We start from the raw sequence: 17,091 nt of genomic DNA, 5'->3' as shown, positions 1-17,091 counted from the left end.
TAAAGATTTGTTACTATCTGCTAGAGCTAATAATACCAAAACTTACGCTATGAGTAAAAAAGTGATAAATTATTGTAAAAATAATTAAACATGTCAAAGAGGATAAAGTTGCAAGCAATACCAATTAATAGGACAGATTATTGTCAATTTTTAATAGTTAGCCAAAAGAATTATAGTTTAACCTACTACGCTGAACATGCAAAGAAATGTAGTCATGATGTTATTAATAGATTTTTAAGGAATGAAAAATATACACCTTCTTTGTTATGGGAACACATCAAGAATGATGTTATTTTTTCATCTAATGGATATACAATATTTGATGATACGGTTTTAAATAAAAGGAATACGAAGCAAATAGAAGTTGCAAGATCGCAGTACAGTGGAGCTACAGGTAGAGTTACTAAAGGTATAGGAGTAGTGAGTCTGGTATATTATAACCCTGATATTAATAAGTTTTGGGTAATAGATTATCGAATTTTTGCACCTGATCATGATGGAGCAACAAAACTAGAACACCTATTAAACATGTTAAATAATGCTGTTTATAGCAAGAAGATTCCTTTTCAAACAGTACTTTTTGACACATGGTATTCTATACACAAAATTATGCAACATGTTGACTCTCTGGGGAAATATTATTATGCCCCTATTAAAGCCAATAGAAACGTTAGTAAAACACACGATTCTAAACCTTATAAAGCTGTAAAAGAGTTGACATTTTCAGATGAAGAGATCAGGCATGGAGTAGAGATTCATATAAAAGGCTTTGCTAAAAATAAGCATGTTAATTTGTTTAAATTTACTGTTTCTACCAACAGAGTTGAGTATAGCATAAGTCATTAAGGTACTGACAGAGCGAGAGTATCATGTTATAGTAAGCAAATATTAACAAGCATGTAAAGAGATATGGCACGAGCATATGCAATAGAACTAAGACTAAGAGTTATAAAAGCTGTAGAAGCAGGGATACGAATAAGTAAGGTAAGTAAATTATTTAATGTAAGTCGTGATACTATATATAAATGGAAAAAATTAAAAGATAAGCAAGGTACTTTAGAAGCAGCAACTGGTTATCAGAAAGGACATAGTCATAAGATAAAAGATTCAGAATCTTTTAAAGAATTTTTTAAAGCTAATATGAATAAAACATCAAAGGAGTTAGCAAAGCAATGGGGTAATATTGCATCTGTAACTATTTTAAGACAAATCAGAAAACTTGGCTATAGCTATAAACAAAACTCATTTTCATCCGAAAAGAGATATTAAATTAAGAAATGAATTTATAGCAAAGATACAAACCATCACAAAAGACAAATTAGTATATCTTGATGAATCTGGAATAGAGGATAATGCTTGCAAAGAGTATGGATGGAGCATTATAGGACAAAGGTGTTATGGAGAAAAGGTGTATCAACATAAATTTAGAATAAGTATGATAGCTGGTCTTTGTAATGGTAATCTTATTGCTCCTGTAATATTTGAAGGTAATTGTAATACAGAGGTCTTTAAAACTTATATTAGGGATGTATTAATTACAGAATTACAACCTGGGCAAACCGTTATTATGGATAACATTAATTTTCATAAAAATTCTAAAGTTAAAGAGTTCATTGAATCCGTTGGTTGTACCATATTGTATTTACCAACTTACTCTCCTGATTTAAATCCTATAGAGCATTACTGGTTTAAGATAAAAAATGAAATTAGGAAAGTTGTAGAAGATTTTGAAACATTTTATGATGCTGTTTTTAATACTATTAAATTGTCAGTATCTTAATGATTTATGCTATATGTTGTTACCAATAACAAAACTCACAAATCTTCTAAAGCTGCACAAGATGAGTGTGGCTTTCGATGGGTAATTGAGAGCATGCACAGAGAAATTAAGCAACTTACTGGGATAGAACGTTGTCAATGCAGGAAACAGCGTCTTCAACGTAATCATATTAGTTGTGCATTTTTAGTTTGGGCATTTCTCAAAAGGACTGCAAATACAATCGGTAAAACGGTTTACCAAATAAAGTTAGGGCTTTTAGATGACTATATGCAACAACAGCTGCGTTCTCCATCTTTACGATATTTAGAACCAAACATAGCGTAAGTTTTGAATAATTTAGCTATAATAAGAATATTAAATGACACAACCAATACAATTAACCCAAATCTACAAGACGAGACTGGGAAAACTGCCTTACATTGGGCAGTAATAAATTTAAATCCTCTTATAACTTGCTATATACTTAAATATAAAAACATAGATATTAATATCCAAGATAATAGAGATTGCAATGTATTACATTACCTAGCTAAAACAATAAGTAACCTTAAATTTACTAATAAAGATATATCATTTGGCCCTGTTGCAAATAGGAAATATTAGTATATAAGAATAGGGAATAAATTGTCAAAACTTACGCTATGTTATAGCAAATATGCTAAAAACTCTTATTACACAGCAATGTTTTATAGTGAAGCACTTCATAATATCCCTTAATTCATGGGCATTATATCAAACATAGCGTAAGTTTTGTTGTTATAGATAAGCTTTATGAATTTTTTTAAGAGACGTCATTTTAAATACGATATAATAATATGGGCAGTAAGGTGGTACTGTAAGTATAGCATAAGTCATTAAGGTACTGACAGAGCGAGAGTATCATGTTATAGTAAGCAAATATTAACAAGCATGTAAAGAGATATGGCACGAGCATATGCAATAGAACTAAGACTAAGAGTTATAAAAGCTGTAGAAGCAGGGATACGAATAAGTAAGGTAAGTAAATTATTTAATGTAAGTCGTGATACTATATATAAATGGAAAAAATTAAAAGATAAGCAAGGTACTTTAGAAGCAGCAACTGGTTATCAGAAAGGACATAGTCATAAGATAAAAGATTCAGAATCTTTTAAAGAATTTTTTAAAGCTAATATGAATAAAACATCAAAGGAGTTAGCAAAGCAATGGGGTAATATTGCATCTGTAACTATTTTAAGACAAATCAGAAAACTTGGCTATAGCTATAAACAAAACTCATTTTCATCCGAAAAGAGATATTAAATTAAGAAATGAATTTATAGCAAAGATACAAACCATCACAAAAGACAAATTAGTATATCTTGATGAATCTGGAATAGAGGATAATGCTTGCAAAGAGTATGGATGGAGCATTATAGGACAAAGGTGTTATGGAGAAAAGGTGTATCAACATAAATTTAGAATAAGTATGATAGCTGGTCTTTGTAATGGTAATCTTATTGCTCCTGTAATATTTGAAGGTAATTGTAATACAGAGGTCTTTAAAACTTATATTAGGGATGTATTAATTACAGAATTACAACCTGGGCAAACCGTTATTATGGATAACATTAATTTTCATAAAAATTCTAAAGTTAAAGAGTTCATTGAATCCGTTGGTTGTACCATATTGTATTTACCAACTTACTCTCCTGATTTAAATCCTATAGAGCATTACTGGTTTAAGATAAAAAATGAAATTAGGAAAGTTGTAGGAGATTTTGAAACATTTTATGATGTTGTTTTTAATACTATTAAATTGTCAGTATCTTAATGATTTATGCTATACGGTATTAGCTATCGAGATTTAGAAGAGATGTTAGAGGAAAGAGGTGTAGAGGTAGATCACTCTACAATTTACCGTTGGGTTCAGTATTATGCCCCAAAGATATTAGATAAATTAAAATGGTGCTGGAAGCCTAAGTCAGGGTTTAGTTGGAGAGTATGAAAATTCAAGGACTAAGTAGAACAAAACCTATAAATTTTCTGCCCAAATTTCATTGGGGGTTTTATAACCAAAAATCTTTCTTGGCATGTTATTTAAAATCTCAGCAATATTGTCAAGACCTCTTTGTGTAACGGTTGTAATATCTGTATTTTTAGGTAAAATTCTATGAATCATAGAATTCATTTTCTCCACTAGTGCTTTTTGTCTAGGGCGGTATGGATCACAAAAGAAAGTTTGAAACCCAGATAGTCTATAAGCAAGATGCCCTACAAACTCTTTGCCATTATCCATAGTAATAGTCTTTCTAACACTACTTGGCAGCGTTTTGATCTTTTTTAAAAACCCAGTGGTAACTGTTTTAGCTCTCTTGGAGTTATTCAGCACTAAAATAATCTTTTGACTCTTTTTATCCACCAGCACACCGATATTCATACTTTGATTACCTTTATGAAATGTAAGATCTGCCTCAAAATGCCCTACTTCTACCTTTTTCGTAGCTATTGCATCACGCTGATGTATTGAGATCCTTTGTGGTATAATGATCCTTTGACGCCTCTTCCCTCTTTCTTGCCTTTTATATCTATTTAGAAGGTAAATAGCTATATAACTTTAATTTAGCTGCTACTGCAGAAGTGTAAATAAATCTATATATACTTTCTGTACTGATACACAAAGCTGTATTTTTGTCTAGTTTTAACTTTCCGGCTATAGCATCCGGCGACCATTTCTTGCGAATCATAGCATTTTTAATATAATCTAACAACATAGGGTTCTTTTCTATTTTTAATAACTCTTGCTGATACATCCTGTTTTCATATTTTTCCTGAGTGTCATTGTCAATTAAAAAGGGACCAGTAAATTGCACGAAAAAGGAACCACTATATTTAAAAATTTTTATGCCATATTACCTCCAGATTTATAGTTATTAATACGATAACTTTTACCTTTTATGTTTAGTATATGAGCATGATGTACCACTCGATCAATAATTGCATGAGTTAATACTTCATCAGCAAATATTTCATTCCATTTTTCAAAATCCTTGTTTGTGGTAATAATGGTAGATTTATTTTCATATCGTTTAGCAATAATATTAAAAAAGTCTTCTACTGAATGTTTTGGCAATTGCTTAAACCCGAGCTCATCAAGAATTAATAAATCAAACGATAGGAGTAATTTAACCTTTTTGTGATAACTATTATCTGCTCTTGCAATATGTAAATTATAAAGCATATCCGATACCGTAGTAAAATATACAGAGTATTCTCGTGTTAAAGCTTTTAATGCTAGCCCAATGGCAAGATGAGTTTTCCCAGTTCCTGAATCACCTATGAATATTACATTTCCCTTAGTATTAATATAATCACAAGTTGATAAATCACTTATTACTTTGGCATCAACACTTGGTTGGAAATTAAAATCAAAGTCTTCTAAATTTTTAGTTACCGGCAATTTAGCAGCACTTTTACGGCGACGGTAATTATTATCCTTACGGTTAGATTTTTCATCTTCACATAATAGTGATAGAAATTCTTTAAATCCTAGTTTATTATTTTGAGCATAAATAATCCTTTCATTTAAACTATTGACTATACCTGATAATCTAAAGCTTCGTAGGTCATTAAATAAGTTCTGCATTATTACCTCCAAACTCTGGTAATGGTAAGTTTACTGCATTACTATTTAAAATATTCTTAATTTTAGAGTAAGAACTTATACCATAATGTAGTGCTCTATGACAGGCTTTATCTATTAAGTCATCATTGTAAACCTTACGTAAAGAAATGATACCTCGTGCACAACGTTGCCAATCATTCACTCTTGTTTGTTGTAATGATTCTAATAATAAACTGCAATTATTCCCTATCTGCTGCATTTGTTGTTGATAATGTTCACTATATTCTATAAAACCTGGGCATAGACGTTTGTATTTAGCATAATGAGACGGATTAGTGGTAAATATCCCCTTGCCCTCTGTTCTAACGTGTCTTGCTATTAAATCATTTTGTATAGAAAATATTTGAACAAGTTTTGGGGACAATTGTACCATTACCTCACTGTATATATATTTTGCTGGTACAGAGTAATAATTATTATCTATGGTAATATGACAATCTTTTGCTACTTTTCGATTATGCCAAGATGACAAATCAAAAGTTTCTAATGGTAAAGGAATCAAACTACTTCTTTCCTCTTGCTCAAACAGTTCTCTAGGTATTCTCTTAGTAGTACCATGTATTCGGCTATTGGCCTTATTTAACCAATTTGCAAGACCATTTGTTAATTCTTCATATCTATCAAATTTACGACCAGCAAAAAAATTATTTTTAACGTATTTTATTCCCGACTCAACTTTGCCTTTTTCTTGCGGTTGATACACTCGACAAGGAGAAAGTAAAATTCCATAATGATCGGCTAAGCACTTATATTCCTTCTGATATACTGGCTCATAAAAATTGGCATCTACTACTCCAGCTTTAAGATTATCAAGTTTTATTACTTTTGGACTACCAGCAAAATAATTAAATGCATTGATATGACATTGAATCCATGTTTGACAACTTTGATCAAACACTACTTCATAATAATCAAGGCGACTATAGCTTAAACGCATATTAAATACATATGCTTTAACTCTACGCCCTTTAGAATTATACTGTAAGCCTATGTCACCAAAATCTACTTGTGCTTCCTCTCCTGCTAAAGTATGAAAACGAATGCAACTGTTATCCTTAATTTTATATTTTTTGATATAACGGGTCAAAGAAGTATAACTGCTTGTATAACCTTGATTTTTTAACTCCTCAAAAATTCTTATGTAACTCAGATTTTTTTCTAATAACTCAATTATTTTTTCGTGCCAAAAATCCAAAACTGAAGATCGTTCATAGATTGCTGGGGATTCTGTACCAGCCTCTACATAGCGGTTTATTATTTTTCGTACTGTTTTGCGGTCTGTTCTTGTTAGTTTGGCAATATTCCTTTGACTATTGCCTTGTTTATAAAGGGTGATAATTGTTGTATACATATTTATTCTTATCATTGTATCACTAGATATTTACTTGCTTAATTATCTAGTGAATATTGCACATTAACCTTATTAGGTCACACCAACTTCTCTGGTCCCTTTTTCGTGCAATTTACTGGTCCCTTTTATTTTAGCAATGACAACTCTGAACAAAACTTACGCTATGTTATAGCAAATATGCTAAAAACTCTTATTACACAGCAATGTTTTATAGTGAAGCACTTCATAATATCCCTTAATTCATGGGCATTATATCAAACATAGCGTAAGTTTTGTGAAAATACTATAAGTAAGTAGAACAGAACCTATTTAAAATAATAAGATTTTAAATAGGTAATGATGAACAGAAAATATAGACACTTATCTCGAGAAGAGAGATATGAGATAAAAAGAATGTATGACCTAGGAGTCAGTATTAATAAGATAGCACAACATCTTACGAGGTCTAAAAGCGCTATTAGTATGGAGCTAAAAAGAAATAAGGTAAAAGATAAGTATATGCCTTGTGTTGCTCAGGAAAAATATGAAAACAGGATGTATCAGCAAGAGTTATTAAAAATAGAAAAGAACCCTATGTTGTTAGATTATATTAAAAATGCTATGATTCGCAAGAAATGGTCGCCGGATGCTATAGCCGGAAAGTTAAAACTAGACAAAAATACAGCTTTGTGTATCAGTACAGAAAGTATATATAGATTTGTTTACACTTCTGCAGTAGCAGCTAAATTAAAGTTATATAGCTATTTACCTTCTAAAAGATATAAAAGGCAAGAAAGAGGGAAGAGGCGTCAAAGGATCATTATACCACAAAGGATCTCAATACATCAGCGTGATGCAATAGCTACGAAAAAGGTAGAAGTAGGGCATTTTGAGGCAGATCTTACATTTCATAAAGGTAATCAAAGTATGAATATTGGTGCACTGGTGGATAAAAAGAGTCAAAAGATTATTTTAGTGCTGAATAACTCCAAGAGAGCTACAACAGTTACCAATGGTTTTTTAAGAAAGATAAAAACTCTTCCAAATAGTGTGAGAAAGACTATTACTATGGATAATGGCAAAGAGTTTGTGGGGCATGTTGCCTATAGACTATCTGGGTTTCAAACTTTCTTTTGTGATCCATACCGCCCTAGACAAAAAGCATTAGTGGAAAAAATGAATTCTATGATTCATAGAATTTTACCTAAAAATACAGATATTACTACCGTTACACAAAGAGGTCTTGACAATGTTGCTGAGATTTTAAATAACATGCCAAGAAAGATTTTTGGTTACAAAACCCCCAATGAAATTTGGGCAGAAAATTTATAGGTTTTGTTCTACTTAGTCCTTGCATTTTCATAGTATTTTCAGTATTACTAATTATTACATTCCCCTCACAGTAATTATCCTTTATGTTTTGTTGCTTTAATTGCAATAAAGAAGACCAGCTGCCAATATCATTCCAAATAAAATTCGCTTTGACCATAACCATTTGAGAAATATATTCCATTATAGCGTGATCTATCGAAATAGATTCGGCTTCGTTGTATACCAACGAGTTTATTACTATATTATTTTTAGTTTTTATAGCACTATCATATGCCGCAGCTGCAATTTTAAATAATTGAGGTTGTATACCCATCGCTAAACTTAAGAAAAAATTAATATCATATATAAAAATTCCTGAATTCCAAAAATATTTATTACTATTACAATATCTTTTTGCTTCCTTAAATTCAGGCTTTTCAATAAAATTGTCAACTTGATAAATATTTTCTGCAATCGAAATTCCCGATTTTATATAGCCATACTCGGTATTTACGCTATTTATTGGAATACCGATAATACAAATTCCATATTGCTCAATAGAACATAAAGCTTTATTTATAGTATTGAAGTAATTTTCTTCATCTTCTATATGATGGTCCGCCGGTAGTAATACTAACCTATCAAACCCTTGTGCCTTAGCCGACAGAGACGTAATAATTGCACAAATTGCTGTATTTTTCTGCTCCGGTTCGGTGATGAGTTCAAATTCTATTTCTATATCTGCTGCTTGCTGTTTAGTAATTTCTTCATATTGATTAGAAGTAATTATTGTAGGCTTTCCTAAAAATTTATTTCTGATTAAAGTTTGCTGTAATAAAGTTAAATCACCTAATATCTTCTTAAATTGTTTTGGCTTATCACCGGCAGATAAAGGCCATAACCTCTTACCACTACCGCCTGCCATAATAACCGGCTTTACTTTCATATGATTTCAACTATTGATCGAGTAAATAATGACAGGCTTTATAGATGGCTTTATACAAATAAGTCAAGCTTTTTGACAGATTTTACAATAAAAAGTGCTTCTTCCTGAGTGTTTAGTCTTAATAATGCTACTAGAGCAACTTAGGCACTCCTGCCCATCTCTTGCATAAACCATAAGTTGTTGAGTAAAATAACCAGGTTTATTATCACCATTAACAAAATCTTTAAGAGTAGTGCCGCCGGCAATTATAGCTTTAGATAGAACATTCTTAACTGCTGCGATTAAATTCTTTATCTCATCATCGTTTAAATCTTTTCCTAATTTATCAGGATGAATTTTAGCTAAATGAAGACTTTCAGAAGCATAAATATTACCAACTCCAACCACAATTCTGTTATCCATGAGTAAGTTTTTTATCGGTACTTTTTTATTAATCAGCTTACTCTTTAAATATTGAAGCTCAAACGAATCAGATAAAGGCTCTAATGCTAGATTAGCAAAAAAATCTTTCTCCAAAAACTCAGTATGAAAGCTATAAATCATTCCAAATCTTCTAGTATCGTTGAAAATCAGTTTTTCATTATTACTTAAGTTAAAAACTACATGGTCATGTTTTTTGACTTCATAATTATTTTGTTGCAAAGTAAATCTGCCGCTCATACCCAAATGGACGATTAAAGAATAATCATTATCAAAATCAATAATTAAATATTTGGCACGACGCCTAACATTTATTATATTCGTATTTACGATTTGCTCGGCTAAATCAGCAGATAATTTATAACGTAGATTATCTCTTTTAAATTCCACTTTCTTTATAATAAGCCCTATTAATTTACTTTCTAGGGAGTTTTTTAAAGTTTCTACTTCAGGAAGTTCCGGCATTTTTACTATTATTTTAATAATTTTATGTTTATACTATATCAGATAATTATAATTAAAGCATCATCGATGTCATTGCTTATTGCATGGCTCGGAAAATACTCTGTATGTCATTCCCGCGTAGGCGGGAATCCAGCATAAAGCGAGATAATATCGAGCTTTTAGTTTTAAAAATTTGCTGTATTTATAATTTTTTCTGGATTCCCGCCTTCGCGGGAATGACATATAAAGTCATACAATAATGACAAAGCCAAACCTATAAAAATTTCATATAAATCGTAAACCAAATGAACCAAACAAATTTTGGATTTAAGAAAATAAAAGCAAACGAAAAACAATCGCTTGTAAATAGCGTTTTTTCTAACGTTGCTGATAAATACGACTTAATGAATGATCTTATGAGCTTTGGAATGCATCGCTTATGGAAAGATGAGTTTATTAGACAAATCCCCAATCTTAACTCTAATATATTAGATGTTGCTAGCGGTAGCGGCGATATTGCTTTGAAGCTTGCTAAAAAAGCGAAAGATAGGGGTAGTAACATCTCTTTAACTTTAAGCGATATTAATGAAGAGATGCTAAGGCAGGCTAAGAAAAAATCAATTGATCTAAACCTATTTCAGAATCTTAAATTTACTGTAGCAAGTGCCGAAGAATTACCATTTCCTGATAATAGCTTTGACTATTATACCATTGCATTTGGGATTCGAAACGTTCCTGATATTAATAAAGCTCTAAAAGAAGCTTATAGAGTTTTAAAACCGATGGGTAAGAAGTTTGTATGTCTTGAATTTTCTAAGGTAAAAGAAAGTTTATTGCAAGATTTCTACAAATTCTACTCGTTTAATGTTATCCCTAAAATTGGTCAAATAATTACCGGCAATAAAGAAGCCTATGACTATTTAGTCGAGAGTATAGATTTATTTCCATCACAAGATGAGTTTAGAATAATGATTAAAGAAGCAGGCTTTGAAGAAATCAACTATAAAAATTTGAATGGTGGAATTGTCGCCATCCACAGTGCATATAAGTTATGATTTGTAATTTTTTTAATCTAATACGCATTTTTCATATCATTAGCAAAAAACAAATTTTGACTAATACAGATTATGTTAAAATACCGGTATATTTAAAGTTTATCGGCTATATATTAGTATTATTCTTTGCTCCATTATCGTTATTTAGAAAATCAAAAGAAGATTACGGCAAACGCTTAATAGACACTTTAAGCAGCCTTGGACCGATTTATATAAAATTTGGGCAGACACTTTCTACCAGACCAGATTTAGTAGGAGCACAAATAGCAGATTACTTAAGATTATTACAGGATAAATTACCACCATTTGATAGTAAGGTGGCAAGGGGAATAATAGAGAGGGAATTTTTATGTCATCCCCGTGAAAACGGGGATCCAGAAAAAAAATTATTGGATTCCCGCCTCCGCGGGAATGACATAGAGGGAAGCGGGAACGACATAGAGGAAGGCGGGATGACAACAATATTCATCCACTTCAATGACACACCCATAGCTGCTGCATCGATCTCGCAGGTACATAAGGCACAGCTTACAACAGGTGAATATGTAACGGTAAAAATATTGCGTCCTGATATTCATAAAAAATATAACCGGGATATTAAACTACTATATTTCCTTGCAAAAATCGCCTCAAAATTCTCAAAAGCAAAAAGGCTAAAACCTCTTAAAGTAGTTGATAAATTTCATGAAACTATGAAATTTGAGCTTGATTTACGTCTCGAGGTTGCTGCTGCTGCAGAGCTTGCTGATAATATGCGTAAAGATCATAACGTAATAATTCCTAAAATATATTGGGATTTAACATCAGAAAATATACTAACTACACAATGGTTAGAAGGCACTTCCATATATGATACTTCACTATTAAAAGAAATGGGGCTAGAGCCGGCAAAAATAGCCCAAAACTTTGCCGTAATGTTCTTTAATCAAGTTTATAGAGACGGTTTTTTCCATGCTGATTTACACCCAGGAAATATTTTAGTAGATAAACAAGGTAAGCTCATTCTACTTGATTTCGGTATTATGGGTAGACTTAAAGAAAAAGATCGTTTAGCTATTGCTGAAAGCTTATTCGGATTTTTAAGCCGTGATTATAAATTAGTTGCTAAAGTACATTTAAGAGCCGGTTACGTCCCTATAAATACCGATTTAGACTTATTTGCTCAAAGTTGCAGAGCTGTTACCGAACCGGTCGTTGGTAAGAATATTTCGGTAGGTAAGTTACTTGCTCATCTATTTAAAATCACTGAAGATTTTGGCATGGAAGTCCAACCGGATTTATTATTATTACAGAAAACTTTAATAATGGTCGAAGGAATAGGCAGACAATTAGACGAAAACATTAATATGTGGCAACTCGCCGAACCTTGGATTAAAAAATGGGCTATCAAAAACCTTAGCCCTGAAGCAAAAATATTACGTCTAGTAAAGCATCATTTGGAAAAATTGTATGATAAAATAGATGAATTAGACTAAAAATTTTGTAATTGTTTTGTTATAGTTATATTGTAAATTCAAAGTCATACTATAGAAATTGCAAGGATGATAGAAAGAAATTATTACTTAGAATATATCAAAGACTCTTTATGATATATTCTCTATATATGCCATTCTTGGACCAAGACAGTGTGAAAAAACTACCTTAGCACATAGCTATATCAAATAGCTTAATGATAAAAATTATTTTTTTGACTTAGAAAATCCATCCCATTTATATCAGCTTAAAAATCCTAAAGCAACTCTAGACCCACTAGATGGATTAATAGTTATCGATGAAATTCAAAGGCAGCCGGAACTTTTCCCTTATTTACGTGTTCTTGCTGATTATTCAACAAAACTTACGCTATGTTTGGTTCTAAATATCGTAAAGATGGAGAACGCAGCTGTTGTTGCATATAGTCATCTAAAAGCCCTAACTTTATTTGGTAAACCGTTTTACCGATTGTATTTGCAGTCCTTTTGAGAAATGCCCAAACTAAAAATGCCCAACTAATATGATTACGTTGAATACGCTGTTTCCTGCATTGACAACGTTCTATCCCAGTAAGTTGCTTAATTTCTCTGTGCATGCTCTCAATTACCCATCGAAAGCCACACTCATCTTGTGCAGCTTTAGAAGATTTGTGAGTTTTGTTATTGGTAACAACATACTCAACTCTGTTGGTAGAAACAGTAAATTTAAACAAATTAACATGCTTATTTTTAGCAAAGCCTTTTATATGAATCTCTACTCCATGCCTGATCTCTTCATCTGAAAATGTCAACTCTTTTACAGCTTTATAAGGTTTAGAATCGTGCGTTTTACTAACGTTTCTATTGGCTTTAATAGGGGCATAATAATATTTCCCCAGAGAGTCAACATGTTGCATAATTTTGTGTGTAGAATACCATGTGTCAAAAAGTACTGTTTGAAAAGGAATCTTCTTGCTATAAACAGCATTATTTAACATGTTTAATAGGTGTTCTAGTTTTGTTGCTCCATCATGATCAGGTGCAAAAATTCGATAATCTATTACCCAAAACTTATTAATATCAGGGTTATAATATACCAGACTCACTACTCCTATACCTTTAGTAACTCTACCTGTAGCTCCACTGTACTGCGATCTTGCAATTTCTATTTGCTTCGTATTCCTTTTATTTAAAACCGTATCATCAAATATTGTATATCCATTAGATGAAAAAATAACATCATTCTTGATGTGTTCCCATAACAAAGAAGGTGTATATTTTTCATTCCTTAAAAATCTATTAATAACATCATGACTACATTTCTTTGCATGTTCAGCGTAGTAGGTTAAACTATAATTCTTTTGGCTAACTATTAAAAATTGACAATAATCTGTCCTATTAATTGGTATTGCTTGCAACTTTATCCTCTTTGACATGTTTAATTATTTTTACAATAATTTATCACTTTTTTACTCATAGCGTAAGTTTTGGAGATAAAAAGAATGTATGACCTAGGAGTCAGTATTAATAAGATAGCACAACATCTTACGAGGTCTAAAAGCACTATTAGTATGGAGCTAAAAAGAAATAAGGTAAAAGATAAGTATATGCCTTGTGTTGCTCAGGAAAAATATGAAAACAGGATGTATCAGCAAGAGTTATTAAAAATAGAAAAGAACCCTATGTTGTTAGATTATATTAAAAATGCTATGATTCGCAAGAAATGGTTGCCGGATGCTATAGCCGGAAAGTTAAAACTAGACAAAAATACAGTTTTGTGTATCAGTACAGAAAGTATATATAGATTTGTTTACACTTCTGCAGTAGCAGCTAAATTAAAGTTATATAGCTATTTACCTTCTAAAAGATATAAAAGGCAAGAAAGAGGGAAGAGGCGTCAAAGGATCATTATACCACAAAGGATCTCAATACATCAGCGTGATGCAATAGCTACGAAAAAGGTAGAAGTAGGGCATTTTGAGGCAGATCTTACATTTCATAAAGGTAATCAAAGTATGAATATTGGTGCACTGGTGGATAATAAAGAGTCAAAAGATTATTTTAGTGCTGAATAACTCCAAGAGAGCTACAACAGTTACCAATGGTTTTTTAAGAAAGATAAAAACTCTTCCAAATAGTGTGAGAAAGACTATTACTATGGATAATGGCAAAGAGTTTGTGGGGCATGTTGCCTATAGACTATCTGGGTTTCAAACTTTCTTTTGTGATCCATACCGCCCTAGACAAAAAGCATTAGTGGAAAAAATGAATTCTATGATTCATAGAATTTTACCTAAAAATACAGATATTACTACCGTTACACAAAGAGGTCTTGACAATGTTGCTGAGATTTTAAATAACATGCCAAGAAAGATTTTTGGTTATAAAACCCCCAATGAAATTTGGGCAGAAAATTTATAGGTTTTGTTCTACTTAGTCCTTGCATTTTCAATATTATTTACAGTATGTAGACGAAGATCAACTTTAAAAAGAGCAAGGAGACTATAAGTCAAGGATCGCAGCGTATAATAATAATACGTGAGAACCGCAGATCTTATAAGGCGACGTAGCCAATTTTTGAAGTTCATCGAGTATACATTACTCTTTAGGCAATAATACTTGCACAAAGTCAGTTTTAGATAGATCGGCAGCGATGTTAACTATAACATCATTTTCTGTAACTTTAGAAACATAACCCACTAAGATACCTGCTGGGTAAGTACTGCCGTGACCAGAAGTGATTATCTCTTCATCTTTCTGTACTAAATGATTATTAGGTAAGTATAAAATTTTACTATTGTTATTATTACCTGCTAAAATGCCTCGTTCTCTCGAGGAACTTGTTTTAATGGGTATTCTAGAGTTAACATCACTAATTAGCATCACTTTAGCATAATTATTACTTACTTCTATTACTTTACCTACTAATACTTGTGAATTAGTAGTAACAATTTGATCAGGTTCAACTCCGTGTTTTCTACCAGCAGAAATTAATGCTGTTTTAGAAAAAGGACTAAAAGACACACTTAATAACTTAGCAGTAACATATTTAAATTCTTCTTCCTCAGTAACTGTTAAAAGATCTTTTAGAGCAATATTTTCAGCCCTTACTGATTCTACTTCGCTCTGAAGATGCTTAAGTCTTGCTACTTCAAGCTCAAGCTCTATATTTCGTTTTTCTAGATCTTGAAAATAAACAAATTTTTGTTTTATAGAATTTACACTTTCAAATATATTTTCATAAAATACTAATCCAGCTGATAATACGCTGCCTGTTATTTCAATAGATATATTGAATATTTTTTTAGGTGAAACAAAAAATAAATACAAAGATAATCCAAGAAAAAATATGATAAAAAAGCGTTTAAGAGTAACTAATATAGTTCTCACTAGCTCCAAGGAACTTGAAGAATTTTTTACTCTATTCGCAAGTATTGCCATCTTTAATCCTGTTTAAATAGTACATGTTTCAGTTTTGTAAAATCTTCAAGTGCTTTTCCTGTGCCGAGTGCTACACATGATAGTGCATCATCTGCAATTATCACAGGTAATTTTGTTGCCTCACTAAGAACAAAATCAAGATTTCGAAGTAATGAGCCACCACCTGTTAGCACTATTCCTTTATCCACTATATCCGAAGATAATTCAGGAGGCGTCGCCTCTAATGCTACTTTTACCGCCTCAACAATTTGACTTACCGGTTCTATTAGACTATCAGCAATTTGCCTTTCATTCAATACCATTTCCTTTGGAATGCCATAAATTAAATCACGACCTTTTATTTCCATAACCCTTGGTTCTGCATTTTGATCTACATAAGCAGCACCTATTTCTTGCTTTATCTTTTCAGCTGTAGCCTCACCAATTAGGAGGTTATAATGCCTTCTTATATATGAAATAATCGCTTCATCCATCTTGTCGCCACCGACTCTTACGGACCTTGCATATACTATGCCACATAGTGACAAAACTGCAACTTCTGTGGTACCGCCGCCGATATCAACAATCATTGAGCCAGTTGCTTCTGTTACAGGAAGCCCTGCACCAATTGCTGCCGCCATAGGCTCTTCAATTAAATATACATCCTTACCACCCGCACTTTCTGCTGCTTCTTGAATAGCACGGCGTTCAACAGGGGTAGAGCCTGACGGTACACAAACAACAATCGTTGGACCAAAAAAAGAACGACGATTATGTACCATTTTAATAAAGTACTTAATCATTTCTTCTGCACCTTTGAAATCGGCAATTACGCCGTCTTTTAAAGGTCTTTTAGCTTCAATATCAGTTGGAGTACGACCAAGCATCATTTTTGCTTCATGACCAAAAGCATAAGGCACAAAAGAGCCATCTTTTTTTATTAATGCAACTACTGAAGGTTCACGTAGAACAATACCACGTCCTTTTTGATATACGATAGTATTCGCTGTTCCAAGGTCAATAGCCATACCGGAAGAAAATCCTTCCAAAAATTTCATTATCATTTTTCTTTTTCTCTCTAAATTCTAAAAATTCTTCCATGCTAAATTAATTATAGACGAAGTTTTATTTGGAAAAAGCAAGGCGTCTTAAAGCTTAAACCTTTACTTATATAGTAGCAGATTATCAGCAAAAAACAATTTTCAGCGTATTTTAGAAAGCTCTAGACAAGATGAATTTCAAGATGCACCTGCACAGCGTACATACTTAGTACGTGAGCACAGGCGAATCC

At 32.0% G+C, this 17,091-nt stretch carries 17 protein-coding genes and 4 pseudogenes; 12 read left to right on the top strand and 9 right to left on the bottom strand.

What is annotated here, in order from left to right; translation table 11 throughout:
- Positions 1-90 precede the first annotated feature (90 nt).
- The 7 genes and pseudogenes from AAGD55_RS11105 to AAGD55_RS11075 all read left to right on the top strand — a co-directional run.
- Positions 91-846: a transposase gene (locus AAGD55_RS11105; RefSeq protein ID WP_341791503.1), complete on the top strand. Its 756-nt coding sequence runs from the start codon at positions 91-93 to the stop codon at positions 844-846.
- Positions 847-909: 63 nt separating this feature from the next.
- Positions 910-1,780 (top strand): IS630 family transposase gene (locus AAGD55_RS11100; RefSeq protein ID WP_341791135.1). Its coding sequence is split into 2 segments (ribosomal slippage): positions 910-1,236 and positions 1,238-1,780, totalling 870 coding nucleotides; the frame shifts between segments, so codons are not numbered across the junction.
- 6 nt (positions 1,781-1,786) lie between these two features.
- The gene (locus AAGD55_RS11095) at positions 1,787-2,104 is read left to right on the top strand and encodes a transposase (RefSeq protein WP_341791502.1); all 318 of its coding nucleotides are present in this window, start codon (positions 1,787-1,789) and stop codon (positions 2,102-2,104) included.
- Between the two features lie 3 nt (positions 2,105-2,107).
- Positions 2,108-2,356, top strand: a pseudogene (locus tag AAGD55_RS11090) (ankyrin repeat domain-containing protein); the annotation flags it as partial.
- A 195-nt stretch (positions 2,357-2,551) separates the two neighbouring features.
- Positions 2,552-2,635 (top strand): annotated as a pseudogene (locus tag AAGD55_RS11085) (IS6 family transposase); the annotation flags it as partial.
- A 66-nt stretch (positions 2,636-2,701) separates the two neighbouring features.
- Positions 2,702-3,572, top strand: a protein-coding gene (locus AAGD55_RS11080) for an IS630 family transposase (RefSeq protein WP_341791501.1) whose coding sequence is annotated in 2 segments (ribosomal slippage) — positions 2,702-3,028 and positions 3,030-3,572 — 870 coding nt in all. Because the reading frame shifts where the segments join, the coding sequence is not laid out codon by codon here.
- A 12-nt stretch (positions 3,573-3,584) separates the two neighbouring features.
- A pseudogene (locus tag AAGD55_RS11075) lies at positions 3,585-3,743 on the top strand (IS6 family transposase); the annotation flags it as partial.
- Positions 3,744-3,773: 30 nt separating this feature from the next.
- Here AAGD55_RS11075 and AAGD55_RS11070 read toward each other — a convergent pair.
- The 4 genes from AAGD55_RS11070 to istA all read right to left on the bottom strand — a co-directional run bounded on the left by AAGD55_RS11070 (position 3,774) and on the right by istA (position 6,774).
- A complete protein-coding gene (locus AAGD55_RS11070) occupies positions 3,774-4,265 on the bottom strand; it encodes an IS30 family transposase (RefSeq protein WP_341792594.1) in 492 nt (163 codons plus the stop codon).
- Positions 4,266-4,326: 61 nt separating this feature from the next.
- Positions 4,327-4,611, bottom strand: a complete 285-nt coding sequence (locus tag AAGD55_RS11065; RefSeq protein WP_341791500.1) for a hypothetical protein — start codon at positions 4,609-4,611, stop codon at positions 4,327-4,329.
- Between the two features lie 29 nt (positions 4,612-4,640).
- Positions 4,641-5,384 (bottom strand): IS21-like element helper ATPase IstB, encoded by a 744-nt coding sequence (istB, locus tag AAGD55_RS11060; protein WP_341790851.1) that lies wholly within the window; start codon positions 5,382-5,384, stop codon positions 4,641-4,643.
- Positions 5,368-6,774, bottom strand: a complete 1,407-nt coding sequence (gene istA / locus AAGD55_RS11055) for an IS21 family transposase (protein WP_341790850.1) — start codon at positions 6,772-6,774, stop codon at positions 5,368-5,370. Before istA ends, istB begins: the two co-directional genes overlap by 17 nt.
- Positions 6,775-7,110: 336 nt before the next feature.
- Between istA and AAGD55_RS11050 the strand changes: the two genes are divergently transcribed.
- Positions 7,111-8,085 (top strand): IS30 family transposase, encoded by a 975-nt coding sequence (locus tag AAGD55_RS11050; RefSeq protein WP_341791499.1) that lies wholly within the window; start codon positions 7,111-7,113, stop codon positions 8,083-8,085.
- Here AAGD55_RS11050 and AAGD55_RS11045 read toward each other — a convergent pair.
- Together AAGD55_RS11045 and mutM are read right to left on the bottom strand one after the other, a co-directional pair.
- Positions 7,982-9,004 (bottom strand): annotated as a pseudogene (locus AAGD55_RS11045) (mannose-1-phosphate guanylyltransferase); the annotation flags it as partial. The gene AAGD55_RS11050 and the pseudogene AAGD55_RS11045 overlap by 104 nt on opposite strands.
- A gap of 69 nt (positions 9,005-9,073) precedes the next feature.
- A complete protein-coding gene (gene mutM / locus AAGD55_RS11040) occupies positions 9,074-9,895 on the bottom strand; it encodes a bifunctional DNA-formamidopyrimidine glycosylase/DNA-(apurinic or apyrimidinic site) lyase (RefSeq protein ID WP_341791498.1) in 822 nt (273 codons plus the stop codon).
- A gap of 284 nt (positions 9,896-10,179) precedes the next feature.
- Between mutM and ubiE the strand changes: the two genes are divergently transcribed.
- Together ubiE and ubiB are read left to right on the top strand one after the other, a co-directional pair.
- On the top strand, positions 10,180-10,929 hold the full coding sequence (gene ubiE, locus AAGD55_RS11035; protein WP_341791497.1) for a bifunctional demethylmenaquinone methyltransferase/2-methoxy-6-polyprenyl-1,4-benzoquinol methylase UbiE: 750 nt from the start codon (positions 10,180-10,182) through the stop codon (positions 10,927-10,929).
- Positions 10,926-12,404, top strand: coding sequence for a 2-polyprenylphenol 6-hydroxylase (gene ubiB, locus AAGD55_RS11030; protein ID WP_341791496.1), 1,479 nt, complete (start codon positions 10,926-10,928; stop codon positions 12,402-12,404). The genes ubiE and ubiB overlap by 4 nt, the downstream gene beginning before the upstream one ends.
- 362 nt (positions 12,405-12,766) lie before the next feature.
- Here ubiB and AAGD55_RS11025 read toward each other — a convergent pair whose 3' ends face one another.
- A complete protein-coding gene (locus tag AAGD55_RS11025; protein WP_341790834.1) occupies positions 12,767-13,816 on the bottom strand; it encodes a transposase in 1,050 nt (349 codons plus the stop codon).
- Positions 13,817-13,867: 51 nt separating this feature from the next.
- Here AAGD55_RS11025 and AAGD55_RS11020 point away from each other — a divergent pair, with 51 nt between their 5' ends.
- Positions 13,868-14,455: an IS30 family transposase gene (locus AAGD55_RS11020; protein ID WP_341791495.1), complete on the top strand. Its 588-nt coding sequence runs from the start codon at positions 13,868-13,870 to the stop codon at positions 14,453-14,455.
- Positions 14,406-14,801: an IS30 family transposase gene (locus AAGD55_RS11015; protein ID WP_341790873.1), complete on the top strand. Its 396-nt coding sequence runs from the start codon at positions 14,406-14,408 to the stop codon at positions 14,799-14,801. The genes AAGD55_RS11020 and AAGD55_RS11015 overlap by 50 nt, the downstream gene beginning before the upstream one ends.
- Before the next feature lie 177 nt (positions 14,802-14,978).
- Here AAGD55_RS11015 and mreC read toward each other — a convergent pair whose 3' ends face one another.
- Both mreC and AAGD55_RS11005 read right to left on the bottom strand, forming a co-directional pair.
- On the bottom strand, positions 14,979-15,821 hold the full coding sequence (mreC, locus tag AAGD55_RS11010) for a rod shape-determining protein MreC (protein ID WP_341791494.1): 843 nt from the start codon (positions 15,819-15,821) through the stop codon (positions 14,979-14,981).
- Between the two features lie 2 nt (positions 15,822-15,823).
- On the bottom strand, positions 15,824-16,864 hold the full coding sequence (locus AAGD55_RS11005; protein ID WP_341791493.1) for a rod shape-determining protein: 1,041 nt from the start codon (positions 16,862-16,864) through the stop codon (positions 15,824-15,826).
- Positions 16,865-17,091 lie beyond the last annotated feature (227 nt).

It is taken from the genome of Rickettsia endosymbiont of Gonocerus acuteangulatus, assembly GCF_964026435.1.
Classification (GTDB): domain Bacteria; phylum Pseudomonadota; class Alphaproteobacteria; order Rickettsiales; family Rickettsiaceae; genus Rickettsia.
This window is presented reverse-complemented; position numbering and strand designations above follow the sequence as displayed.